General features: G+C 50.1%; 8 protein-coding genes. All 8 read left to right on the forward strand.

Features of this window, described 5'->3' with window-relative positions:
- Positions 1-4: 4 nt before the first annotated feature.
- The 8 genes from ccsA (at position 5) to EPD17_RS09495 (ending at position 13,797) form a co-directional block, all read left to right on the forward strand.
- On the forward strand, positions 5-3,127 hold the full coding sequence (gene ccsA / locus EPD17_RS09460) for a cytochrome c biogenesis protein CcsA (protein ID WP_132053709.1): 3,123 nt from the start codon (positions 5-7) through the stop codon (positions 3,125-3,127).
- A gap of 348 nt (positions 3,128-3,475) precedes the next feature.
- Positions 3,476-4,042: an RNA polymerase sigma factor gene (locus EPD17_RS09465; protein ID WP_162303867.1), complete on the forward strand. Its 567-nt coding sequence runs from the start codon at positions 3,476-3,478 to the stop codon at positions 4,040-4,042.
- A gap of 63 nt (positions 4,043-4,105) precedes the next feature.
- A complete protein-coding gene (locus EPD17_RS09470) occupies positions 4,106-5,269 on the forward strand; it encodes a FecR family protein (RefSeq protein WP_132053711.1) in 1,164 nt (387 codons plus the stop codon).
- Positions 5,270-5,496: 227 nt separating this feature from the next.
- Entirely contained in the window at positions 5,497-8,856 is a 3,360-nt protein-coding gene (locus EPD17_RS09475; RefSeq protein ID WP_132053713.1) for a SusC/RagA family TonB-linked outer membrane protein, read from the forward strand.
- Positions 8,857-8,861: 5 nt separating this feature from the next.
- Positions 8,862-10,328: a RagB/SusD family nutrient uptake outer membrane protein gene (locus EPD17_RS09480; RefSeq protein ID WP_132053715.1), complete on the forward strand. Its 1,467-nt coding sequence runs from the start codon at positions 8,862-8,864 to the stop codon at positions 10,326-10,328.
- Positions 10,329-10,338: 10 nt separating this feature from the next.
- Complete coding sequence (locus EPD17_RS09485) at positions 10,339-11,151, forward strand: DUF4843 domain-containing protein (protein ID WP_165929580.1); 813 nt, start codon at positions 10,339-10,341, stop codon at positions 11,149-11,151.
- The gene (locus tag EPD17_RS09490) at positions 11,152-12,588 is read left to right on the forward strand and encodes a PKD-like family lipoprotein (protein WP_132053719.1); all 1,437 of its coding nucleotides are present in this window, start codon (positions 11,152-11,154) and stop codon (positions 12,586-12,588) included. It begins immediately after the preceding gene.
- 105 nt (positions 12,589-12,693) lie between these two features.
- Entirely contained in the window at positions 12,694-13,797 is a 1,104-nt protein-coding gene (locus EPD17_RS09495) for a TlpA disulfide reductase family protein (protein ID WP_132053721.1), read from the forward strand.
- Positions 13,798-13,806: the final 9 nt, after the last annotated feature.

Below are 13,806 nucleotides of genomic sequence, written 5' to 3' on the forward strand. Positions count from 1 at the left end.
TAGCATGAATGTATTGAAGCACCTACTTTCCACCCGCGTTTCGCTCATCCTCCTTATTCTGTTTGCTGTGGCCATGGCCGCAGCAACTTTTATTGAAAACGACCACGGCACCGCCGTGGCCCGCGGGCTGGTGTACGAAGCCTGGTGGTTTGAGTTTTTGATGGTGTGGCTGGCGGTTAATTTTATAGCACATGCCGGCCAATACAAGTTGTTTACAAAAGCCCGCTGGCCCATCGGGCTGTTTCATATTGCATTTGTGCTCATTATCCTTGGCGCCGGCGTTACGCGTTATTTTGGCCGCGAAGGCGTGATCCACATTCGTGAAGGTGCCACGGAGCATACTTTTTTTTCAGCCAATCGGTACCTGCAGCTCAACCACCCGGACGGCGGCAAACGTTTCGAAAAACCGCTGTCGCTGGTGGCGTACAACTATAAGCCTGTTACCACAAGCATCGAGTTGGGTGGACAGCAATTCAATGTAACCGTTCAGGAATATATTACCGGTGCCAAAGAAGAAATGGCAAAAGGCGCCGACACGTATTTTGATTTTGCAACGGCACAGGGCGAAGGCCGCCAGGATTTTGTCATCAAAGAAGGCGCAGCATTGCAAATAGGAAAGTTGGTGGTGGGTACAACGGAAAATGCGGCCGCACCGGTTAAAATTTTCCGCAACGATACAGGCTGGACCATCCGCTCCGATGTGCACTTGCAGGTAATGGAAATGGCATCGCAGCAGATTGGCGCGGTGCATGCCGGCCACGCGGCCCCGTTGCAAATCCGTTCGCTGTACCAGTGGGACAGCGGCGCATTTATGCTTAAAGAAATTCATGAAGAAGCTGCGCTAACCTACAAGGCAGTGCACGATAAAAAAGAAGCCAAGAACCTGCCCGATGTGGTAAAGCTGGTGGTGACCGATAACGAGAACAAGCCAGTTACCGAAAGTTATATCACCATAGCCTCCTTCAATCCCGCATGGCATTCGTTTACCCATGGTGGTAAGTTGTTCAACCTTACTTACGGGCCCAAAGCCGAAGTGTTGCCCTTTGGTTTGCATTTAAAAAAATTCGAACTGGAGCGCTATCCGGGCAGTCAAAGCCCGGCCAGCTACGCCAGCCAGTTGCAGGTGCATGATGGTGCACAATCGTTTCCGTACCGCGTGTTCATGAACAATGTGTTGGATCATAAAGGCTATCGTTTTTACCAGTCTTCGTTTGATACCGATGAAAAAGGTACCGTGCTTTCGGTAAACCAAGACCGGCCCGGAACATACATTACATACCTAGGGTATTTTCTCCTGAGCCTTGGCATGTTCCTGACCTTGTTTGCGAAGGGCAGCAGGTTTAGGGTATTGAACAAAAAACTGGGCACCATAAAAAAACGTGCAGCTGTGGTGAAAACAGCGGTACTGCTGTTGTTGTGTACCAGCGGGCTGCATGCCGAAACGCCTGCGCCGCCGATGATCATTCCGCAGGAAAAAGCAGCCGCCTACGGCAAACTGGTGGTTCAGGACCTGGACGGCCGCATGAAGCCGCTGAATACGTTGGCCAATGAAATTGTACGCAAGCTCAATGGCCGTTCCACTATTAAAGTGCCGGCAAAAGAAGGTGAGGTAACGCTGACGGCAGAACAATTTCTGCTGGCTGTGCAACTCGATCCGGCAACATTCAGCCAACTGCCCGTTATTAAAATTGATCAGGAAAAATCAGGTCCTGTTTTCAAAGCCTTAAGCATTGCGCCAACCGGCCGCATTTCGTTTCAACAATTTTTAAATAAGGATGGCGATTACATGTTGCACGACCTGGTGGAAGAAGCCAACCGGCTGAAGCCCGCCGAACGCAACGAAGGCCACAAAGAATTGCTCAAAACCGATGAACGCTTCAACATTTTTTATGCGCTGCTTAGCGGCGATTTCTTGCGCATTTTTCCCAATAAAGGGGACAAGAACAACACTTGGTTTACCAGCCAGCAATCGGGGCAGGGCTTTGATACGGAAGATGCAAATTTTGTAGCCAATATTACGGCCATGTACCTGGGCGCATTGCGCAAAGGGCTGAAAGAAGGCACGTGGAAAGAGGCCGATGAAGCGCTGGAATACATGCAGCTGTTTCAGCAGCATGCAGGCAAAGCGGTGTACCCCGATGAGGCCCTGTTGAAAACAGAACTCCTGTACAATAAACTCAATCTGGGCAACCGGTTGTTCGGCCCATTTTGGTTGCTGGGTGTGGCCATGCTGGTATTGGCCATTGCCATGTTGTTTCGCGAAAATGGCGCCATGCGCTTTGCCTGGAATGCCGGCAAGATCATGAGCTGGGCGGGGCTGCTCACCTTTACCACGCATTTGGGTTTGCGCTGGTACATCGCACAGCGGCCACCGTGGACGGATGGATTTGAAATGTTGGTGTTTGTGGCATGGGGCATTCTCTTGTTTGGTTTATTATTTTCAGGCAAAAGCCGTTTTACCATTCCACTGAGCTTGCTCTTTTCCGGTACGCTGTTGTTTGTGGGCTTCCTCGACTGGCTTAACCCCGAAATCACCAACCTGATGCCGGTGTTGCATTCGTACTGGCTAAAAATACACGTAGCCATCATCGTTAGTTCGTATGCGCCGCTGGCGCTGGCCGCAATACTGGCACTTTTAAGTTTACTTTTTTTAATATTCAAACCTGCATCGCCAAAGGCCGCATGGCTGGTAAGCCTGCAGGAGCTGACCATTGTAAACGAACTGGCCATTACCATCGGGCTGTTCCTGTTGGCCATCGGTACCTTTTTGGGCGGTGTGTGGGCCAACGAAAGCTGGGGCCGTTACTGGGCCTGGGATCCAAAAGAAACATGGGCGCTGATCTCAGTGATTGTATATGCCTTTGTGCTGCACCTGAGGCTCATCCCTGCCATGAACAATCCCCTGGTGTATAACCTGGCCAGCCTATGGGCTTTTTCGTCCATCATCATGACTTCCTTTGGCGTGAACTATTACCTGTCCGGGCTACACTCTTATGCCGCAGGCGATCCCGTGCCCATTCCGCAGTGGGTGTATTGGGCGGTGGCAATATTGGCGCTTATTTCGGCAGGTGCTGTGTTCCGGTACCGGCAGTTTACAAAGCAGGAGCGGAGGGCGATGTCGGTGTAGATTGTTGGAGGCATTTTGTTTTAAACCTAGTTATGCCATTGGTAAAATGTTCCCTTATTTATGTAAGCAGGGTGGCAAAGTCATTCGCGGTGAATGTATCAACCGGAACGCGACCAATCGCCGTTTCCGCCACCATCGGCATCATGGTAAGATTAGTCCGTTATCAATGATAAAATTTAATATGTTTTAAAAAACAAATTTGTCGATTAAGTTTGTAGGGAAGGTTTTTCTGTTAAACGCGAAAGCCATTTCAAATAGCGGTTGTTGGTGCCAAAACTACTCAACTGGGAAAGTTGAGGGTTATGACTTATTAATTTTTTATTACCTTAAGCCGAAACCAATCTGCTTTTGTCCGAACCAACAAACGATAACGAACGCTACTTACTGCAAGGCCTGAAGGCCGGCGACGAAGCCGCCTTCGCAGCCATCTATCGCCAGTACTGGCAACAGCTTTTTTTTGTTGCGTTAAAACGGCTGCAATCGGCTGACGATGCCAAGGAAATTGTACAGGAAGTTTTTCTGACGCTCTGGCAAAAACGGGAAGGCCTCGAAATTCACTCGCTGCCCCTGTACCTCTCCGCCATGACGCGTTATGCCGTGTACCGGGCCACAGCCAACAAACAGCGGGCACAGGCGCTGGCAGCCAAAGTAGCTGCTCCAAAAGAAATTGCAGCCATCGATTTGGACAACCGCCAATTGCTCGAAATCCTGCATCGTCTTTCTAACGAGCTGCCCGAAAAGCACCGGCTCGTTTTTGTACACCATAAAATGCTCGACCGCCCGCTGGAAGAAGTGGCCGGCATGCTCGGTGTATCGGTGCGTACAGCGGAAGGCTATTCGGCCAAAGTGATGGATTTTATGCGCCGCCGCCGCAAGCAACTGGCGCTTTCGGCCCTGCCTTTTTTCTTTTTTTAAAAAACTGGAAATTTCCTGCGTACAAAAGTTCCTCCCATGTCTCTATGTTAGAAATGGGGAACCATGATTCCTGAGCATATATCAAAACTGGCAGAGAAATTTTTGCGTGGAGATGCCACGGAGGCCGAAAAGGCTGAACTGCATCAATGGTACGATTCGGCCGACGGCGCCGACACGGAAGTGGTGATCACCGAGCAACCGATGACGGTGGACGAGCTGGGGGAGCAGGCATTTGCCGAAATACAAGCGCAGATCACCGCCACCAAACAGGCCGGGCCCACAGGCCGCGTCATTCCCCTTTTTCGGTGGCCACGGCTGGCTGTTGCGGCTGCAGTGCTGCTGCTGGCAGGCACCGGCATTTTTTATTGGTGGTCTGCCCTGGACCAACCTTCAATTGCATCCAATCCAAAATCCGTTCAAACAGACTTACTTCCGGGCACCAACGCCGCAACGCTTACACTCGCCGATGGCAGCACAGTATTGCTGGATAGCACCACCAATGGCGCCACATTGCAGCAAGGCAGCAGCCAGGTTATTAAACTTGCCGATGGCCAGCTGGCCTACAACAGCGCCGGCGCTGCGGACAATGCGGTTTTGTATAACACGCTGGCTACACCCAGGGGCGGCCAGTACCAACTCACACTGCCCGATGGCAGCCTCGTATGGCTCAACGCGGCTTCTTCATTAAAATATCCCACAGCCTTTACCGGTGCCGAACGGCTGGTTGAACTTACCGGCGAAGCTTATTTCGAAGTGGCAAAGAACAGCGCACACCCCTTTGTGGTGGCGGCTTTGGGCAACAGGGTAGTGGTGCACGGAACACATTTCAACGTAAATGCCTACAGCGACGAAGGCGAAATGCGCACCTCATTACTCGAGGGCAGCGTGTCGGTAACCAATGCTTCGGCCAAGGCCAGGCTGGTGCCGGGGCAGCAGGCCAGTGTTGGTAAAAACGACGCAACCATCGACGTGGCAACCGCCGATGTGGAACAGGCCGTGGCCTGGAAGAACGGCTACTTTTCATTTGACAATGCCGACCTGAAAACGGTGATGCGCCAGGTGGCCCGCTGGTACGATGTGGAAGTGGTGTACGAAGGCATACCAACCGACGATCGCTTTTCCGGTGAAGTGCCGCGCAACAGCAAGGCAACGGAGCTTTTAAAGATCCTGGAATTGAGCAACATCCGTTTCCGGATTGAAGGAAAAAAAATAGTGGTGATGCAATAGCGGCAACTACTGCAGCCATTTTTATAAAAGGTTTGGACACAAAAATCGGAAGCGCGGCAACGCTTCCGACCGGCGTGGAAAAACAACGGTTTTTGTAGCAGACAACTACGCGGCCTTGCGGCCTTGAAACAACATTGTAAAACCAACAACGCAAAAGTATGATTCTTCGTATTCTTTGCAAGGTGCGGCCCCGACGGCCCCTTGTGAAGGCCTCAACCGTCAAACTAATGAACCTCACCGCTGTTTTACTTTTGGCTGCCTGTCTGCAGGTAAGTGCTGCCGGTTTTTCGCAACGGGTTACTTTAAGCCGCACCAATGCAAAGCTGGAGCAGGTGTTTAAAGACATCAAGAAGCAGACCGGCTACACATTTTTTTACAATGCAAAAGCCATAAAGGCAGCGCAGCCCGTAAGCATACAGGTAAAAGATGCGCCGATACAACAGGTGCTGGAGCAATGCTTTCGCAACCAGCCGCTCGGCTTCAGCATTGTAAACGAAACGGTGGTGGTAAGCCTTCGGCAAAAACAGGCCGAAGCGGTGCCGAAACCTGTGTCTGTGGAAGCCGTACAGGTTGCTTTTATTGATGTGCGGGGCACCGTGGTGGATGCTGAAACCGGCAAGCCGATTACCGGCGCCAACATCATGGTAAAAGGCGGTAAGGCAGGCGTGGTTTCCGGCGATAAAGGGCAGTTTTCCATACAGGCCGATCCCGGCGTTACATTGATCATTAGCTATGTTGGTTATACTGCAAAAGAAGTTGTGGTAAAAGATGTGGGCCCGATTACTGTTAGCTTAAGCCTCGCTGCTGCACCGATGGAAGCCCTTGTGGTAACCGGCTACCAAGTGTTGAAAAAAGAAAGTTTTACCGGCACTACAACTACTGTTTCCGGTGAAGAATTAAAGAAAAACAACCCGCTGAATGTGCTGCAGGCCATTCAATCCTTTGACCCTTCATTCAAGCTTACGGAAAACAACCTGCTGGGCTCCGACCCCAACCGGCTGCCGGCGGTAAATGTGCGGGGATCCACCGCGTTGCCCACTGGCGGCGAAGGCATGCTCGACCGAAACAATTTAGCCACGAGCATGAACCTGCCCACTTTTATCATGGATGGCTTTGAAGTAAGCCTGCAAAAAGTGTATGACCTGGATGTAAACCGTATCCAGTCCATCACCTTGTTGAAAGATGCCGCTGCCACCGCCATTTATGGTTCACGTGCCGCAAACGGCGTTTTGGTGATTACCACAAAAGCGCCCAAAGAAGGTAAGTTGCAACTGGCCTACAACTTTGAGCTGAATGCGATGGCGCCGGATCTTACTGACTATAAAGTGCTGGATGCTGCAGAAAAACTGGAATATGAAAGGCTTGCCGGCCTGTATGATGCCGCCAACAATCCTGCATTGAGCCAGGACCAATTGGACGTATTGTACTACCGCAAAAAGCAAAACGTTGTGGGTGGCGTTAATACCTATTGGTTGTCGCAGCCGCTTACTACACCCATTGGCCAAAAACATTCCCTGTTCCTCGAAGGTGGTTCGCAGTCCATCCGGTACGGGCTGGAAATGCGCTACCAGGCCACGCCGGGTGTAATGAAAGAATCATTTCGCAACCGCTACAGCCTGGGCATGCACCTCACTTACAGCCCGAGCAGCAAGTTCTCGTTCCGCAACATTCTTACCGTAGCATCAGTGCAGTCGCAGGAGTCGCCCTATGGCGGGTTTGATGAGTATGTGCGGATGAACCCGTACTATCCAAAGACCGACTCGCTGGGCAACACCCTGCAGGAAATTGATGCGTGGACCAACCGCAATACACCTAACGGTGCCGTACAAACGGAAAGTGTGTTGAGCCCATTGTATAATTCAACATTGAGCTCGTTCAATAAAGGCACTTACCTCGAAATCATCGAAGCGCTTTCTGCCGATTGGAATATTGTTCCGGGTTTGCGGCTGCGTGCCCTGGGCAGTTTAACCAAAATCAATTCTGAGTTCGACCAGTTTCAATCGCCGCTTTCCAACGCGTTTTATTTTTACCCGACCAGCCAGCTTGCCAACCGCGGCCGCTATAATTTTACCGGCATTGGCGAAACGGCACTCGATGGCAATGCTACACTTACCTACAACAAGGGCATCGGTGCGCATTTCCTGAACTTTGCTTTGGGCACCAATATCCGCACCTACCTCAGCGACACCAAATCGTTTTCCGCGGTTGGCTTTACCAACGACCGGTTTACCAATATTGGCTTTGCCAACCGGTACGAAGAGAATGCTGCGCCGGGTGGGAATGTATCCCGCGACCGCTTGTTTGGTTCGTTCCTGAGCCTGAACTATTCGTTGAACAACAAGTACCTCGCCGACATATCGGTGCGGGCTGATGGTTCCTCGAAGTTTGGCTCCGATAGCCGTGTAGCGCCTTTTTGGGCGGCCGGCATTGGATGGAATGTGCACAAGGAAGATTTTCTGCGTGGATCGGCCATCAGCTTGTTGCGGCTGCGGGCCAGCACGGGCCTTACCGGTGCGGTGTCGTTCCCGCCGTACCTGTCTAAAACAACATTTACTTACTACAGCAGCAACTGGTACTCCACCGGTGTGGGCGCCATTGTAAACCAGTTTGGCAACGATAACCTGCAATGGCAGCGAACACAGAACTATGATGTGGGCCTCGACTTTGGCATGTTTGGCGACCGCCTCACCATTGCGCCGCGTTATTATTACAAACTCACAAAGGGCTTGCTGGCCGATATCATGTTGCCGCCGTCCACAGGTTTTACTTCTTATAAAGACAACCTGGGCGACATGGAGAACTATGGTTTTGAATTGAACCTGAAATATGATGTGGTAAAAAAACGCGGGCTCACGGCGACGATCACCGCCAACGCCATCAGTAATAAGAACCGCATCCTGCGCATATCCAACGCTCTGAAAGAATACAACGACAAAGCCGACGAACAGCAGGTGTCGGCGAAGTACCGTTCGGTGCCGCTGCTACGCTTTAATGAAGGCCAGTCGCTCAACACCATTTACGCAGTGCGTTCGCTGGGCATTGACCCGGAAAACGGGCAGGAGATCTTTATCAAACGCAACGACTCGCTGACCTATGTGTGGGACGTAAAAGATATTGTACCGGTGGGCGATTATACACCGAAAGCCGAAGGCTTTTTGGGTGCCAATATTGCCTATAAAAACTTCATGTTGTCGGCCAGCTTTTTCTACCGCTTTGGTGCCGATGTGTACAACCAAACACTGGCCGACCGCGTGGAAAATGCAGACCCGAGGTTCAACGTAGACCGCCGTGTGCTGGACCAGCGCTGGAAGAAACCGGGCGACCATACTTACTTTAAAGATGTGGCCGACCTGGGGACATCTTTTGCCTCCAATCGTTTTGTACAAAAAGACAACTTGCTGGAGCTCCGTTCGGTGTACCTGTCGTACGATTTCAACAAAGCCGTTTATTCAAGACTGCGCATGAGCAACCTGCGTGTGGCGCTTACTGCAAACGATATCTGGCGGTCTTCTTCCATCCAGATTGAACGCGGGTTGTACTACCCGTTTGCACGGAATTTCACTTTTTCTCTTCAAACAAGCTTTTGACAGCAATGAAAAAAATACTACTTGCAGTGTGCATGCTGGCATCGCTGGCATCCTGCAAAAAATTTCTGGATGTAAATCCCGAATCTGATATTTCGAAAGATGAACTCTTTCGCACCGCCGAAGGCTTTGAAGAAGCTTTGAATGGTGTGTACAGCCGCGCCACGCAAGGCGATATCTACGGCAATGAACTGACCTTTGGTTTTCTGGATGTGCTGGCGCAGAATTATTCCATTTCTTTTACCGATAACCTGGGCTACCGCCAAACTTCTTTATTTAACTATAAAGATGCATGGTTCATTAGCAGAAAAGATGCGGCGTGGAAAGGGCTGTATCATGCCATCAGCAGTTGCAATTTGATCCTGGAAAACATCGAGGAGCGAAAGGCCTTGCTCACCAGCACACAATATGCGCTGATCAAAGGCGAAGCACTAGCCTTGCGGGCTTATATGCATTTAGATCTGTTGCGGATGTTTGCCCCGTCATTTGCCAACGGCGCCAATGAAAAGGGCATTCCTTATGTTACGCTATTTACCAACAAAGTAACCCCACAGTATACCGTAACCGAAGTTTTGGGTAAAGTAGTGGACGACCTGCTGGCTGCAAAAGAGTTGCTGCGCAATACCGACCCGATTCGCACTGCGGATTACTTAGTTGCTTACCCGGCCGACGCCAATGCCGGCGAAGAAAAAGCGCAGGACCTGTTTGTGCAAAACCGCCGTCACCGCATGAATTATTACGCGGTTTGTGGCACGCTGGCAAGGGCTTATTTGTACGGTGCAAAAAACAACGAAGCATTGCAGCAGGCGCAGGAAGTGATCGCGGCGCAAAAATTTCCTTGGACATCTGCCGTTGATTTTATCACACCTGATGCTACCAAAAAAGACCGCATCCTGTACAAAGAGTTGTTGTTTGCCTGGTACATCCCGGAAATGCGGCAACCGCTGCTCAACCGCTTTGGATCGGCTACCGCAAGTTTATACATCGAAGAAAATGCAGGCCGTGCACTTTTTGAAGTGGCCGGCGTAGGCGCCGAGGACCTGCGTTTTAAAGAATGGGTTCGGTTAGCCCTCGACGTTACAGGCGGACGTTATGAAGTACAAAAATACCTGCGTGACAACGACGCGAACCGTCATCCGCTGGTGGCGCCTGCACTGCGCCTGAGCGAAATGTATTACATCGCAGCGGAAGCCGCTTTTGATACTAACCCGCAACTGGCACTGAAGTATTTCAACGATGTGCGGTTCAATCGCGGCATTGGTACACAACTCACCAACGTTGCATCGAAAGATGCATTTCAATTGGAATTGCTGAAGGAAGCCCGCAAAGAATTTTATGGCGAGGGGCAGATCTTTTACTTGTACAAGCGATTGAATAGGAGCATCAGCGGTCAATCGGGGGTAACGTACCCGGCAAGCAATTCCATTTTCGTGTTTCCGCTGCCTAACGATGAAATTGAATTTGGCAACCGTTAAACAACCTGCAATGAGTAAGATTTTTTTACCACTGTTTTTGATGGCTGTGTCCATTGCTTCCTGCAAAAAAGCAGCGGAGCTGAAATACAACAGTCCCGATAATATTTATTTTGATTTCGACGCCGCAACCAAAGACCGCGACAGCATTGTGTACACTTTTGCTTACGAGCCCGGCAAAGCCACCGATACCATTTTGCTGCCGGTGCGCATTTCCGGTAAAAGGGTAAACAGTGCCCGCACATTTAAAGTACAACCCATTACGCAGGGCACCACGGCCGTGCCCGGCGTGCACTACGAAGCGCTGAAAGAAAGCTACACTATGCCTGCCGACTCGGGCACATTTGCACTGCCCATTGTGCTGTACAACAAGGATGCAAAATTGAGCAACGAGTCGGTAATGCTGCGCCTCAGCCTGGTGGAAACAAGTGATTTCGGTCTGGCTTTGACTGGTTTGTCCTCCGCAAAAATCGTGTTCTCGAGCAAGCTGGAAAAGCCCGACTGGTGGGAGATGTGGCTTGGTGCTTATTACTCGCAGGTAAAACACGAATTGTTCCTCATCAGCTCCGGCACCATTCATATGACGCTATCAGGCTTGGATGCACCCAAGAACTTGTATCATGTTGGCCGCCTCAACAGCTTCCTTGCCGACCCGTTTAAATGGGTCGGGGAAAACAGCAGCAAAGGATATGTGCTGGAACAAAAAAACAACACCACTTACGAGTTGTACAACAGCAGCAACGCTGCGAAAAAGTTTGTGCTGCGGCTGAATGCGCAGAGTGGCAAATATTATTTCATTGACGAAAACGGAACGGAGGTAATTTAAATGAACAAGCAAACATTCATCAAAATATTTTGCTTTACCCTTCTTGTTTCCGGGCTATTGGTTTCGTGTTACAAAGACAAAGGCAACTACGAATACAACATGCCCGAAGCGCCGAAGGTAACCACACTCGATACAGTGTATTCGGTATTTGTGGGCGACAGCCTCATTGTTGATCCGGGTGTAACTACTTCAAAAGGGTCAGCGCACCTGCGTTATGACTGGAAGATCGCCATCCAGGAAAAGCTTAGCCACGACTCGTACAGCGGGCCGCAACTAAGAACGATTTTTGGCCTTGGGCCCAAACGTTATTTTGCGCGGTTATCCATCACCGATACCATCACCGGCATGAAATATTTTCACGATTTTGCTATTGATGGAAAAACCGCTTTTTCGAAAGGCATGGTGGTGCTGAGCGAAGAAGGCGAAACAGGACAACTCACATTCATCCGCCCCGATGGCGCGGTGCAGGCAAGACTGTACGAAGCCATGCATGGCGAATCGTTGCCAAAAGGCCCGCTGCAACTGGTGCCGGTGGCACAGGCATACAACCCTTCGGTAATCAATAGCTACTGGGTGTTTTCTTCAACCGGTGACAACCCCGGCGTACAGCTTGATGCTAATACCATGCAGCGGAAACAATACATCAAGGAAAACTTTTTTGAGCCGCCGGCAAGTGTGAAAATCGGTGGCATGCAATCCAACTTTTTTGGTGTGATCACCGGCGTAGCCAATGGTAAGCTCTATGCGGGCACAACTTCTACCTGGGATCAAAACCCTTTGTATGGAAAATTTGGACTGAACACACCGGGAGATTATGAACTGTCGGACAAGTTTATTTTCAATTTCAGCATGGCCACGTTCTCGGGGTATTACATTGGTTTTGATAAAATCAAAAAAGGGTTCCTGCGCTTCAATCTTTTTGGATCGCCCATGTATTTCGGTGTTGATTACGATGTGATGGGCAATGCGTTTGATCCCAAAAACACCGGTATGGAATTGCTGCACCTGGTGCAGATCAACGGCAATGATGTGTATGCATTTATGAAGGCGCCGGATGGTGCAGTGTATGAGCATAAGTTTACCGTAAACTTCAATGGGCCATTCCAGTTTACACCCATACATAGACGCTTGTTTGCGCAGCAAAATCTGATGCAGGAAGGCACAAAGCTGGTCGCAACCAACACCGGTGTTTTTTACCTGGCAAATGGAAATACTATTCACCGCTACAATCCGCTCAATGGCGAGCTGGTTGCACTTGGTGCGGACCTAGGCGGCAAGGCCATTTCGATGATTAAATTAATGGACAACGACAACACACTTGCTGTTGGTGTAGAAGGTGCTGTTTATTTATTAAACGTCGGCACCGGGCAAAACGGTTCGGTTACGAAAAAGATTGAAGGCATACCCGGCAAGCCGGTTGACCTGGCTGTGCGATAGTTTTCGCCGCATCACATTTTCCATTTTGCAATGCTTCGTTTTTACATGCCAATTGATCCGATCTGACACAGTAGAAACATTTAGAAAATCATATAAAAATTAGACATGAAACATACCTCACTCTATATTTTGGCGCTGCTGCTCGCTTTTGCTGCAAGCGCACAAACAGCGGGCAAGAAAGCTCCGGGCTTTACATTGACTGCAAAAATTGCTGGCCTCGATGCGCCGCAGATCATGCTGACCTATGGCGGCTTTCACAACAGCCACATTGATACGGCTAAAGTGGTGGACGGAAGTTTTTCGTTTAAAGGTTCGGTAGCGGAACCGGTACCGGCAATGGTGTTTACTTCAGATTTCAAGGTGCGTTTTGACCTGTATGTAGACAATGGAAAAATTGAAGTAAAAGGCCGCGCCGATGAACCAAATAGCTTAATCATAACAGGCCCGGCTGCAACGAAAGAATTTGTTGCGTTCAATAAAATGATCATGGACAACCGCGGAAGGGTGAATGATCTTTTTGCCAAATCAAATGCTGCACGGCAACAAGGCGATACGCTGGCAGCTGCAAAGCTGGAAACAGAAATGAACCGGTTGTACCAGCATGAATTTGAACTGCGCAAAACATACATCAAAGAACATCCGGCCAGCTATATCAGTGCACACGAACTATACGCATTCAGCAACGTGAAAAATGTGAAAGAAGCAGTGGTGCTGTTTGATGCGTTGCATGAAAAAATTCAATCTTCATCGCAAGGCGTGGCCCTTGCCGAACGGCTAAACCTTTTAGGCCGCGTACAGATTGGCGAACCGGCAATCAGTTTTGTACAGCAGGATGTGGATGGCAAAGATGTAAGCCTTGATGCATATAAAGGCAAGTGGGTGCTGGTGGAGTTTTGGGCCAGTTGGTGCACACCCTGCCGCGCCGAAAACCCCAATTTGCTCAATGCTTACCAGCAATACAAAGACAAAGGCTTTGTGATCCTAGGTGTATCGCTGGATCATGTTCGTGATGCGTGGATCAAAGCCATTCAAAAAGACGGCATGCCCTGGGCGCAGGTGTCTGACCTGAAAGGCTGGAAAAATGTAGTGGCGGAGATGTATGGCATTAAAGCCATCCCGGCGAACTTCCTGGTAAATCCCGAGGGGAAGATCGTTGCACTTGATCTGCGTGGGCCAGTGTTGCAGGAGAAGTTGGCTGCATTGCTGTAATATTTCATC

Source organism: Pseudocnuella soli, from assembly GCF_004347775.1.
In the GTDB taxonomy this organism is placed as follows: domain Bacteria; phylum Bacteroidota; class Bacteroidia; order Chitinophagales; family Chitinophagaceae; genus Flavisolibacter; species Flavisolibacter aquaticus.

Excerpts from the sequence above, each read along its gene's own strand:
- ccsA (WP_132053709.1), top strand. The coding sequence starts at position 5 with ATGAATGTATTGAAGCACCTACTTTCCACCCGCGTTTCGCTCATCCTC.
- EPD17_RS09470 (WP_132053711.1), top strand. The coding sequence starts at position 4,106 with ATGATTCCTGAGCATATATCAAAACTGGCAGAGAAATTTTTGCGTGGA.
- EPD17_RS09475 (WP_132053713.1), top strand. The coding sequence starts at position 5,497 with ATGAACCTCACCGCTGTTTTACTTTTGGCTGCCTGTCTGCAGGTAAGT.
- EPD17_RS09480 (WP_132053715.1), top strand. The coding sequence starts at position 8,862 with ATGAAAAAAATACTACTTGCAGTGTGCATGCTGGCATCGCTGGCATCC.
- EPD17_RS09485 (WP_165929580.1), top strand. The coding sequence starts at position 10,339 with ATGAGTAAGATTTTTTTACCACTGTTTTTGATGGCTGTGTCCATTGCT.
- EPD17_RS09490 (WP_132053719.1), top strand. The coding sequence starts at position 11,152 with ATGAACAAGCAAACATTCATCAAAATATTTTGCTTTACCCTTCTTGTT.
- EPD17_RS09495 (WP_132053721.1), top strand. The coding sequence starts at position 12,694 with ATGAAACATACCTCACTCTATATTTTGGCGCTGCTGCTCGCTTTTGCT.